General features: G+C 52.2%; 10 protein-coding genes. 2 read left to right on the top strand and 8 right to left on the bottom strand.

The genetic code is table 11. The features are described 5' to 3' along the window. The first annotated feature begins 429 nt into the window (after positions 1-429). Together HQL52_18900 and HQL52_18895 are read left to right on the top strand one after the other, a co-directional pair. Complete coding sequence (locus HQL52_18900; GenBank protein MBF0371514.1) at positions 430-633, top strand: hypothetical protein; 204 nt, start codon at positions 430-432, stop codon at positions 631-633. Between the two features lie 190 nt (positions 634-823). Continuing rightward, positions 824-2,311, top strand: a complete 1,488-nt coding sequence (locus HQL52_18895) for a DUF4080 domain-containing protein (protein MBF0371513.1) — start codon at positions 824-826, stop codon at positions 2,309-2,311. 149 nt (positions 2,312-2,460) lie between these two features. On the opposite strand, the gene HQL52_18890 is transcribed toward HQL52_18895, so the two are convergent. The 8 genes from HQL52_18890 to HQL52_18855 all read right to left on the bottom strand — a co-directional run. Further along, the gene (locus tag HQL52_18890) at positions 2,461-2,604 is read right to left on the bottom strand and encodes a hypothetical protein (GenBank protein MBF0371512.1); all 144 of its coding nucleotides are present in this window, start codon (positions 2,602-2,604) and stop codon (positions 2,461-2,463) included. Between the two features lie 559 nt (positions 2,605-3,163). Then, positions 3,164-4,453, bottom strand: a complete 1,290-nt coding sequence (locus tag HQL52_18885) for an FAD-dependent oxidoreductase (GenBank protein ID MBF0371511.1) — start codon at positions 4,451-4,453, stop codon at positions 3,164-3,166. Positions 4,454-4,470: 17 nt separating this feature from the next. After that, complete coding sequence (locus HQL52_18880) at positions 4,471-5,028, bottom strand: c-type cytochrome (protein MBF0371510.1); 558 nt, start codon at positions 5,026-5,028, stop codon at positions 4,471-4,473. Positions 5,029-5,318: 290 nt separating this feature from the next. Next, positions 5,319-5,897 (bottom strand): DUF302 domain-containing protein, encoded by a 579-nt coding sequence (locus HQL52_18875; protein ID MBF0371509.1) that lies wholly within the window; start codon positions 5,895-5,897, stop codon positions 5,319-5,321. A gap of 560 nt (positions 5,898-6,457) precedes the next feature. Then, positions 6,458-6,898, bottom strand: coding sequence for an NUDIX hydrolase (locus HQL52_18870; GenBank protein MBF0371508.1), 441 nt, complete (start codon positions 6,896-6,898; stop codon positions 6,458-6,460). A gap of 1 nt (position 6,899) precedes the next feature. Next, positions 6,900-7,865, bottom strand: coding sequence for a YkgJ family cysteine cluster protein (locus HQL52_18865; GenBank protein ID MBF0371507.1), 966 nt, complete (start codon positions 7,863-7,865; stop codon positions 6,900-6,902). A 123-nt stretch (positions 7,866-7,988) separates the two neighbouring features. Continuing rightward, the gene (locus HQL52_18860) at positions 7,989-9,788 is read right to left on the bottom strand and encodes a diguanylate cyclase (protein ID MBF0371506.1); all 1,800 of its coding nucleotides are present in this window, start codon (positions 9,786-9,788) and stop codon (positions 7,989-7,991) included. 264 nt (positions 9,789-10,052) lie between these two features. After that, positions 10,053-10,444: hypothetical protein (locus HQL52_18855; GenBank protein ID MBF0371505.1), on the bottom strand; the 392-nt coding region annotated here is incomplete at its 5' end.

The raw sequence follows: 10,444 nt of genomic DNA, 5'->3' as shown, positions 1-10,444 counted from the left end.
AGCTCCCTGGATCCCCGCCTTCGCGGGGATGACGAGTCAGGGAAGAGTGTTCAATTTTGAGATAGAACTGCTATAAAAGCTGGACAGCAAGCGATATAAAACGGGACAAGGGGCCAACCTGGATAACAGGCAGCATGGGGAAGCTGGCATGGGGAAGCAGGCAAAAAAAAAGCTGGCGACCAGGGGAGGGAGATGGGCGTCGCCAGCTAAAGGGATCGGTTCTAACAATGTAGGGTCGTACACTACAGGAGGTTTGTATCAGGAATATTTCCCAAAACGGCAAAAGTGTAAAAGAAAGTAACGTCCAATAAAAAAACAACCCGCAACGCCCCTCCCCGGCAACCCTTGACCACACGCCCCTTACACACATATCGGCATGATTATTGCTTTAATCTCCGCTAGAATATCCTCACCACCAAGGAGTGCATCATGCAGGTAAATCTTGCCAAAACCCGAGCCAGGCTCGATATGTTGAAACTGTTCCCCACCATTTATGCTGAGTTGCTGGCCAAATTTGATGTCGAAGAATTGACAAATTTGGACGCTCTTCTCCAGGAACAGCGCAAGCGGCTACAATTTTTTGTCAATTATTACTATAAGCGCGTCGTTCCCCAGCCTTCTCCCTGGCACTGATTTCCCTTTCTCAGGCTCCGGGTAGAAAAAAGCCCCAGGTCCAATTGGTCCCGGGGCTTTTTTATGATTCTCATTCAACTGCGATCAAAGTGCCTGACTTCTCCGGCAAGCCAGATCAACAATTTGGGGGGGAATATCCCCTGTCCCCCTTATTTATTCATCGTTAAAAAACAATCAAAATCGGCTGGGTATGCCTGACATTCTTCTGACCACCATCAACGCCCGCTACACCCACGCCGCCTTCGGACTGCGCTATCTCCTGGCCAATCTGGGCCCGCTCCAATCCCAAGCCACCCTGCTGGAGTTTGATCTGGAAAAACGCACTCTGGAGATGGCCGAAGCCATTCTGGCGACCCAGGCCAAAATCGTCGGTGTGGGGGTTTACATCTGGAATGCCGAACCCGCAGCCCGGCTGGTGGCACTCCTGAAACATATCCGCCCGGAATTAATCATCATCCTGGGAGGGCCTGAAGTAAGCCACGAAACCGACCGACAGGCCATCATCCAAACAGCGGATTATGTGATCTGTGGCGAGGGGGAAGTGGCCTTCCGGGAGCTTTGTCAGGTACTGCTCTCAGGCACCCGCCCCACCGAACGCATCATTCACCCCCCACCTCCCCCCCTGGATCAGCTACAGCTACCCTATGATCTTTATACCCGGGAGGATATCCAACACCGCCTGGTCTATGTGGAAGCCTCCCGGGGGTGCCCCTTCAAATGCGCCTTCTGCCTCTCAGCTCTCGACCAAAAAGTACGCCGATTTCCCCAAGAAAGATTCCTGGACGGGCTGGATCAACTCTATAAGCAGGGATTACGCGCCTTCAAATTTGTCGATCGCACCTTCAATCTGGAGGTAAACCACAGCCTGGCGATTCTGCATTTTTTTCTGGAACGCCTCACGCCAGACCTTTTTCTCCATTTCGAGGTGATCCCCGACCGCCTGCCAGAACCCCTGAAGGAGATCATCGCCCGCTTTCCCGAGGGCATATTGCAGTTCGAGGTCGGCATTCAAAGCTATCACCAAGGGGCACGGGAGAGCATCAACCGCCGCCAGGATGACCAAGCGGCCCATGATAATCTGTTGTGGCTGTGCAACCAGACCGGCGTCCACCTCCACACCGACCTCATCGCAGGGCTCCCCCATGAGGATCTCATAAGCTTTGCCGCAGGCTTTGATCGCCTCGTAGCCATCTCACCTCAAGAGATTCAGGTGGGCATTTTAAAGCGCCTCAGAGGCACGCCCCTGTTGGATCTGGAAAAAGAGCACGGTCTGATCTTCAACCCGGCTCCCCCTTATGATCTTTTGGAAAACAAGCTGATCAGTTTTACGGAGATGGCCCGAATACGCCGTTTTGCCCGCTATTGGGAGATGATCGGCAACTCGGGCAGGTTCACCCATACTCGGGAATTAATGGTGGCGGGTGGGAGCCCCTTTCGGGATTTTATGAAGCTCTCCGATTGGCTCTTCGAAGAGACCGGGCGGACCCATCGAATTGCCTTACGAAAGCTATTCCGGTTGGTTTACTGGGGTTTGCTCAAAGGGGTGGGACTCGATACAAAAAGGTGCCTGGAAGCTGTAGGGCGGGACTTTACACATATTTTCAAAGAAGAAAAAATCGCTTGGCTCCAGACACCCCCATCACCTGGAAAACAGTCCAAAACACACAAAGCCGCATAGCATTTTCCCCGATACAGCCGGGTTATCCTAAACGCAGCAGTTGGGCGTATGTGGCTGGTGTGTACCCTATTGATTCACATATAAAACTTACAAAAAATGCGGATCAACAAGCTACAGATTGTGCATACGCTCAACTGCCGGATTTAATATTATTCCACCGTCTCAGTCACAGCAGGGGGGGGGGAAGCCGGTGCTCCCACCTTGAGATCATCCATGGCCATGTACAGGGCCGCACCAAGCATGGCCGCAGCCACCAAACCAAAAAGAATTTTTGAAGTGTTTGTAAGTCCCATTTTGTTACTCCTTGACAAGATAACTCCCAAACCCGGTTTAACCGCACCGAACGGTCGGGAGTTGGCGGCCCTTTATCTCGGAGAATTCCGAAGGAAAAAAGGCGAAAAATGCGTCAACGGGTGAAAAGTGCGTCAACGGGTGAAAAAAAAGAGATTGTTTGAAGTGAAAAACTCTGGAGCCCTCATATGTTCGGGGATACAAAGCCCGACAAATCTATGAGGTAGTCACTGCTATGTACCCAGAAAAGTACCGGGTAGCAGCGTGGGGAGAAGGCGGGAAAAACGGTCAGAAAAAAGTGCGAAATCCCTGGCCAGGGAATATTTGTGGCGTGTGGCCTGAGAAAAAGTTTGCTTAAGGTTTGTTATTGGGCAACCGACAAAAACGACCTGATTCTGACTATTGTCAAGCAGGACATCATCACCGTCAAGGATGATTCTGCCCAATCGGTGCAGCGTTGGGAACCACGACTCCAGAAGGTGGGCAGGTTGATTGGAACGTGCCAAAAAAAAAACGGGGCCGAAGAAGCCCCGTTTTTTTTTAACATCAAACCAGCCAGGATCAGGTAAACGTGTCAGCCATGATGCTCTGATACCAGCTTTCGTTGTTGTCTGCTTCCACCTTACGGTAGGCAGCCGAAGCCTTACCCGGAGAGAGACCACCACCCACTTTGGAGATGGTGTCGCCCTTGAGCTTGTAGACGGCGGCCACGGAAATACCGTAGTCGGGAGAGAGCATGGAGTAGCAGGTGTTGACGTAAGAGCCTGTACCCGGCTCCTTGCCAGCCAGCATTTGTACCACTGCATCCGCGACCACTTTGGCCTGGGAGTTGGCGGCATACCCGGATTTGGGCATCTTCGCAGCGATGGAAGAGTCACCAATCACATGCACACCCGGATGGGAGGTGGACTCGAAGGTCTGCTTGTTGACGCTACACCAGTCCCCACCGTTGGTGAGACCAGCACTGTGAGCAATGGCGCCCGCAGTGTTGTTGGGAATGACGCTGACGACATCGCCCTTGAACTCATCCATGTCGGTCATGACGGTCATGTTATCGGCATCAACTGCCGTCACCTTACCGCCCTGTCCAGCAGCCACCCACTCGATGATGCTGTTGTCGGTACCGTAGCCATAGAGCTCTTTCCAGCCGCCCGTGAAGAGGCCGAACTTGGAAAATTTATCTTTGGGATCCAGCACCAGCACCTTGGATTTGGGCTTATAGCGCTTGATGTACCAAGCCATCAGGCTGACCCGCTCGTAAGGTCCAGGAGGACAGCGGAAGGGATTTTCCGGGGGGACGACAATCGCCGTACCGCCGTCAGGCATCGCTTCCATCTGCTTGGCCAACAGAGTGGTCTGAAGACCCGCTTTCCAGGCGTGGGGCATTTTGACCATCGCCTTGGTGTCGTAGCCTTCGATATTTTTCTTGAAGCCGACACCAGGAGCCACGATCAAACGATCATAGTTCAGGGTGCTGCCACCACGGAGTTTGACCGTTTTGGCTTTGGCATCAATGCCGACCGCTTCGTCATGCACCACGGAATAACCGTGAGCGTCAGCCGCTTTGGCCCAAGACCATTTTTGGGCTTCAATATCACGGAATCCAGCGATGACCCAGTTGGAGAGGGGGCAAGAGTAGTAATACTTGTCCTTTTCAACCAAGGTCACTTTGACCTTGCCACCACTGAGCATGCGGATGTATTTGGCAGCGACACCGCCGGCATAACCACCGCCGATCACTACCACATGTGCTTGCCCGGCCAGGGCGAGTGAGGGGGAAACACCGGCCAAACCAACGGCAGCGGTTCCACCAGCAACCTTCATGAATTTTCTACGTGTAAAATGTGCCATGAAGCGCCTCCTTTCGCCTATTTCTGGCTAGCGTAAAAGTGGGCCAAAGCCTCCAGATCCTGATCAGACATCTTCTTGAGACGCTTGATCATTTTCTTGGGCTGATCCGGATATTCCTGGGTCTGATAGTTTTTCATCATCAGATGGAGGTATCCGGGGACCTGACCGGCAATCCGAGGATTGAGGTCTTCACCAGACTGCACACGGCCATTCTCTTCATGGCACTTGTTGCATTTTTCCTTCTTGTGCAGTTTGGCACCCTTCTTAACCAGGGCGGCCTTGGTCGGATTGTTGGTCGCAACCCAAGGGGTCTTGGCAAAGTAAGCGGCAATCTGCTTCAGCTCGCCTTCTTCGTAACCCTTGGCAATTCTGGTCATGATGGTAGAAGGCCGCTCTCCACTTTGATACTGCTTCATGAAGGTGACCATGATTTCGGCGTCCATATTGGCGATACTGGGCATTGCAGGTCCTGCTGCCGCACCGTTGGTACCATGACATCCGGCACAAGTGTTAGCCAACATGCTGTCTGAGGCGCCTGCCTCTGCCGTTCCGCTTGTCAGAAGTCCACCAGCCATCAGGCAACCTGCAGCTAGAAGGACACGGATTTTCTTTTGTAGCATTGCTCCCTCCGATCTCCTCAAGTGACTTTGGAACCAGAGCAGATCAATATCGGATCTGCTAATCCAGTGAATAGCGGTTTTCCTCCTTTCGCTCTCGCCGCTTGATATCCCCCGCGATGCCCACCCCCCGTTTCATAGAGGTCGGAGTGCCCGCAGACTTTTTTCGAATTTAGATGTCTATGTAGATTCCCGATTCGTCGCATTGCTTTTGGATGCACGCTCCCGAATCCGGATTCGTAACCTGATTAAAATTCTCCAGCCGCAGCACCTTCCAGCATTTCCCAGATGACGTTGCGAACCCGAAGCGCTTCCTCACGCAGTTCCGGGGGAAGCCTGCGACCACCGTGAATCATCATGTCGAGATTCATCGAGTGGAGCCAAATCCGCCCTTCCTTGTCTTCCACCACCGCGATGCGGCAAGGCATGAAACCGGTATAGGCATCCCGGTAATCCGCCATCATTTTGCCTACCCCGGCATCACAAAACGACATGAAAGAGACGTGACGGTAAGGCTTGCCAGTGATGGCCTGGACCTGTTTGTAGAACGGGGCCTCGCCGACAAAAAGAAAGTTTTTCTGACTGGCCAAGCTTTTCAAGGATTCTTTGACATCCTCGGCAGTGAGATCCGGATCAGCCGGAACCGACCACATCATGGCCTCACCCGGATCCTTGGTCTCCCAAAGCTTGGTGGCAAATTCAGTGTAGATTTTCATGTAACCGGGGTCAAATTCATCCAGTTCAGGAGCCACGACGACATAGCCGTAACCTGCTCCCACCACAACACACAACCCCAGTACAGCCAATAGATTTCTGATAAGTCCCATAGCGCTGATCTTCCCTCGCGTTTGTCAAAAGTACGGAACCAATTTGTCCCGAAAAACGGCGATATCCAGTGATATCTTCCAAAAATAAGCCGTTTAAATGCGGCCATAGATATGCCGCCAAGGTTCGAAGAGGTTTAATCTCTGGGAGCCCCGTGTGTCAACATATATAAGAAAATATCAATTCAAAATCAGCTGAAAACACCAAAAAAAACAGCCCCCAAGCCCCCAGCCACAACCCCGCTCGAAAAGCTGTTTTCGCAGGTGCACAATGGAATAATGAAAATTTTCACGCCGATACAGTGTTGATTACACCTGCATCACTGACAATCAAAACGTACAATCAGGCTTGAGGCCGCATTTCCCACCCTCAGGCAGATCAAAACGGAATCAACCACTTTTATTAACGTTAAAAAACAAGGCGTTTAGCAGGGTTTGTCCGACAAAAAGTGGAGCTGGGCCGTGTAGTTCCCGAAAAAAAAACGACCATATCCCCAGGCCCCCTAAAAAAAGGGGGGCCTAAAGGGAAGGGGAATCATGGCCCAGAGTGGGGAGGAAGGGGATCAATCAAACCAGGGTTGCGGCAATCGCCCCAGATAAACCGTGCCGGAGTCGTGATTTTGCATCCAGCGAATTAAATTTTTTCCCAAGGCGGGATAGAGAGGAGCACTCTCCAAGGCCTCCAGAGGCAGCCAGACCGCCTCCAGAGCCTTGGTGTGATCGGGATTGGGTAGAGCCTCCCCACAGCAGTCGGGAATATCATAAACCAGGTGCATCACCTCCCGCCCCCCGGCAGCGGTTTCCGCCACCCAGAGGAGATCCCCCAGTTGCAGCACTTCCATTCCCAACTCTTCGGCAAACTCCCGAATCAGGCAGCTGGCGGCCGACTCACCGGGATCGTGATTGCCTCCCGGCAAGTTGAACCGCTCCTGCCCACCATAGCGATAACGCATGGTTAAGAGTCGGCCCTTCCTCACCACCAGGCCGGAAGGACGCACAATCATCTTATCCCTCTCCCTCGGTGCTGTCGTTTTCAGCTGTTTCCTGTTTGCTTTTAGCCGCTGCATCCATTTTGTCGGCGACATTTTTGCTGGCCGAAGCCCGCTTTTCCTCAGCCCGTTTTCGGGCGGCCTTGATCTCTTCCGGGCGTACCGGGATAAATTCATCACCAAACAGAGCACTTTTCAGCCAGCTGAAAGCAAACTCGGTCAGCGCCTCATCATCGTTTCGAATTTGCTCTTCGATCTCCTTATTCACCTGATATCGCTTGAGAAAGGAAGAATCAAACACGAAGTGCCGAAAGCTTTCGGGGTTAGTAGTAGCCATATAGAAAAATTCCGACACCTGAAGGGAAGTGCTCACCGCATCCCCGGCAGAACGGCGCTTGAGAATCACCTCCATCCACCCCTGGTTGCGTTCGTCATAGCCGTCACTGCCCTGGTCGGCCCGCCATTCGTCCACGGTCCATTTTTTCTCTTCCTGGTGCCCCTTGCAAAAATCTTCCTTGATCAAAAAGTGAAAGGCATCCTGTTCACTTTCATCCTGCTTGCGCAAAAGAGCCAGCCCCACCGGATAGTAGCGGCAGGTGACCGGACGATCTTCATAGACCGAACACCCCTCATCGGTCACAAAGGGGCATTGGCCGGTTTTGGCATCCATTTGCATCAAGGCCACCGGCAGCTGCCCCTTCTGGAGCTGGCTGGGAGTGGCGTATTCATAGAGAAACTCTTCAGCGGAAAGATCGAGCCGCTTGCGCAGACGGAGAATGTCGTAGGGGGTCAGAACGATCTCGATATTGGAGCAGCAGGTGTTGAAACAGGAAATACCCGGATAGCAGCTAAAGCAAAAAGTATCCTTGCCCCGCAGACGCACCGGATCGATGATATCCCGAATTTCCCGAGGAATGTTGCGCAACTCCTCATCCAGCTGCATCACCTTTTCCTTGTCCGATTCCTGATTCTGATCTGACATTAAAAGCTTCCTTCCAGTTGACTTAACTGTTTGATGATCCCCGGGAAAATCGATACAAATCTGCCAACCCCTGAGGCTTCCTGCTCCCACCTGCCAGGTTTTGGAAATCCGACCAACCAGGAATCAATACTGTTTCGGTTTGGTGAGGGACGGACCCGCATAAAAGTGGTAGCTGTTGCGACCGGCCTTTTTGGATCGGTACATCGCCTCATCGGCATTTTTCAACAAAACATCCTGATCTTGGGCATCGTCAGGAAAAAGAGCCACTCCCAAGGATCCGGAGATAAAAAAATCCTGCCCTTCATACACAAAGGGTTGATTCAGACGGTCCAAAACCTGCCGGGCCACATCCTCCATCCCGACCACGCCGTCATATCCCCTGATGATGGCGGTAAATTCATCGCCACCCAGCCGAGCAATCAGATCCCCCTCCCCCACACAGAGGGAAACCCGCTCAGCGGCCATCTGCAACAAACAATCTCCAGCATCATGGCCAAGCGTATCGTTGACCCACTTGAAACGGTCCAGATCAATAAACATCAGGCCCAAACTTTCCTGGCTGTCCCGAGCCTGATCCACAGCGGCCTCCAACTCTCGCATAAACATCGCCCGATTGGGGAGCTTGGTCAGCGCGTCATAATTAGCCTGAAAATGGATGATCCGTTCCGCTTCCTTGCGCTCGGTGATATCCCGAATGATTCCGGTAAAGAGCACTCGATTGTCGAGTTCCACCTTGGAAACCGCCAGATCCAGGAAAAATTCATCGCCGTTTTTGCGTACCCCCCGGGCTTCCCGACGCTGGCCCAACACCCTCGATTGACCGGTCTCAAAATATCTTTGCAGATAGCCATCGTGCTTTTCCCGATCCGGAGAAGCCATCAGCCGGGTGACGTTTTGGCCCAGCAGTTCGCTCTCTTCATAGCCGAAAATATCTGCCGCTGAATGGTTGAGGGATTCAATGATACCCCGTTCGTTGATCACCAGAATGGCATCGGCCATGGTGGTAAAAATCGCATCCATCCGGGCTTTCTGTTCAGCGACCTGGGCCTGATACATTTTGCGTTCGGTCACGTCCCGAATGATGCCGATGGTACCGATATAGGTCTCTTCCTCCTTTTCCAGCTGCCTAAGCCCCGTGCAGCTGACATCGGCAATAATCTGATTGTCCGCCACCACCGCATCCCGGCCTGGCTGATCAACCCATTTATTGTTCATCTTGAGCTTGAGTTCCAACCCCCGGGTTTTGCGATGGTCGGAACGGCGCTCATCAAATAGTTTTGGTGGGGAATCGGTCAATCCCGAGCCCGAACGGATCTTTTGAATGGCATGGGAAAAACTGACCTGCTCCAGATCCTCCTCAGCCACCAGGGTATGAAAATGCTGTCCCAGCAATTCAGTGGTGGTATAGCCGAGATTGGTCACCGACTCATTCAAAAAAACAAAATATCCTTCTTTATCCAAACGATAGATAATATCCGGCACCGTACGAATGAGCTGGTTTTCCGCCAGGGCCTCGGTGTTGAACCGCATGCGAGCCGCAAAAATACGCAATAGATTCAGGACAATTTCAGGAGAGAGAGCGATGAGATTTTTAAAAATGGCGCGATCAACGACCAGAAGCTCAGTCGCTTTGGCCGCCTTGACGAAAGCAGAAGCGGATTTGTCGTCGATGAGGGAGAGCTCCCCCACAAACTCCCCCTGTTTGATGGTGGCAATAGGGGGAGCGGTCAATAGTTTCAGATGGACTGAAAGTTGCCCATCCAGCACGTGATGGATGGCCTGATTCCGATTTTCCGGCGTGAGTAGAACCTCTCCAGGCTCCAGAGCCACAACCGGACATTTTTCGAGAATTTCCCGAACCCGCTCGTAACCAACGCCCTCAAACAGAATCAACTCCTCAAAATGTTCACCCCGGTAGCTCATCCCACCTCTCCAAAGGAGACTTTTTGCAACGCTTACCATTCAGAACCAGCGGTCAAGGATCTTCAAAATGGGGGAAAAAAATCAACCATCATTCTGCAATGGGCTTTTCAAAAAAACAAATTTCTTAAAATAGCCATTAAAAAACAATTCGTTAAAAAAAACACCTTGCCAAAACACCAACCAAAAAAAACAAGGGGGTGGTGGAAAACTCCACCCCCCCCTTTGACCAGCTACAGGTGATCCAGATCACCCGAATCGGGTCTTTTACGGCTTGGAAACCAAGTCGATGTGCGCCCGCTTGAACACGGACCACTCACCGGTCTTGGGATCGATCTTCGAGTTGACGAAGCATTTCCAGTTCTCTTCGTCCACGAAGTTGTAATCCATGTTGTAGTAGAAACCGGGATAGCGGGTCTCTTTGCGGAACAGCATGTGACGCAGATGGGCCTCACCAGCATAGATCCGGTGATAATTTTCCCAAGCGCGCATCAGCTCATGAAGATCCCGGGCCATCATCTTACTGGAGTCTTTTTTGAGCTCTTGGAGCTTGTCCACCGCGATGTTCATCATGGTTTCGTTGGTGGTGTGCTCTTTGTCATGTTGATTATCTTCCTCGACTTTGCCACGGCCATCGGTTTTGCGGTGGGTGCGGTGAT

Source organism: Magnetococcales bacterium (assembly GCA_015232395.1).
Classification (GTDB): Bacteria; Pseudomonadota; Magnetococcia; order Magnetococcales; family JADFZT01; genus JADFZT01.
Note: the sequence above shows the minus strand (reverse complement) of the source record. Positions and strands in the feature narration are given on the sequence as shown.

Excerpts from the sequence above, each read along its gene's own strand:
- HQL52_18900 (MBF0371514.1), top strand. The coding sequence starts at position 430 with ATGCAGGTAAATCTTGCCAAAACCCGAGCCAGGCTCGATATGTTGAAA.
- HQL52_18895 (MBF0371513.1), top strand. The coding sequence starts at position 824 with ATGCCTGACATTCTTCTGACCACCATCAACGCCCGCTACACCCACGCC.
- HQL52_18890 (MBF0371512.1), bottom strand. The coding sequence starts at position 2,604 with ATGGGACTTACAAACACTTCAAAAATTCTTTTTGGTTTGGTGGCTGCG.
- HQL52_18885 (MBF0371511.1), bottom strand. The coding sequence starts at position 4,453 with ATGGCACATTTTACACGTAGAAAATTCATGAAGGTTGCTGGTGGAACC.
- HQL52_18880 (MBF0371510.1), bottom strand. The coding sequence starts at position 5,028 with ATGGCTGGTGGACTTCTGACAAGCGGAACGGCAGAGGCAGGCGCCTCA.
- HQL52_18875 (MBF0371509.1), bottom strand. The coding sequence starts at position 5,897 with ATGGGACTTATCAGAAATCTATTGGCTGTACTGGGGTTGTGTGTTGTG.
- HQL52_18870 (MBF0371508.1), bottom strand. The coding sequence starts at position 6,898 with ATGATTGTGCGTCCTTCCGGCCTGGTGGTGAGGAAGGGCCGACTCTTA.
- HQL52_18865 (MBF0371507.1), bottom strand. The coding sequence starts at position 7,865 with ATGTCAGATCAGAATCAGGAATCGGACAAGGAAAAGGTGATGCAGCTG.
- HQL52_18860 (MBF0371506.1), bottom strand. The coding sequence starts at position 9,788 with ATGAGCTACCGGGGTGAACATTTTGAGGAGTTGATTCTGTTTGAGGGC.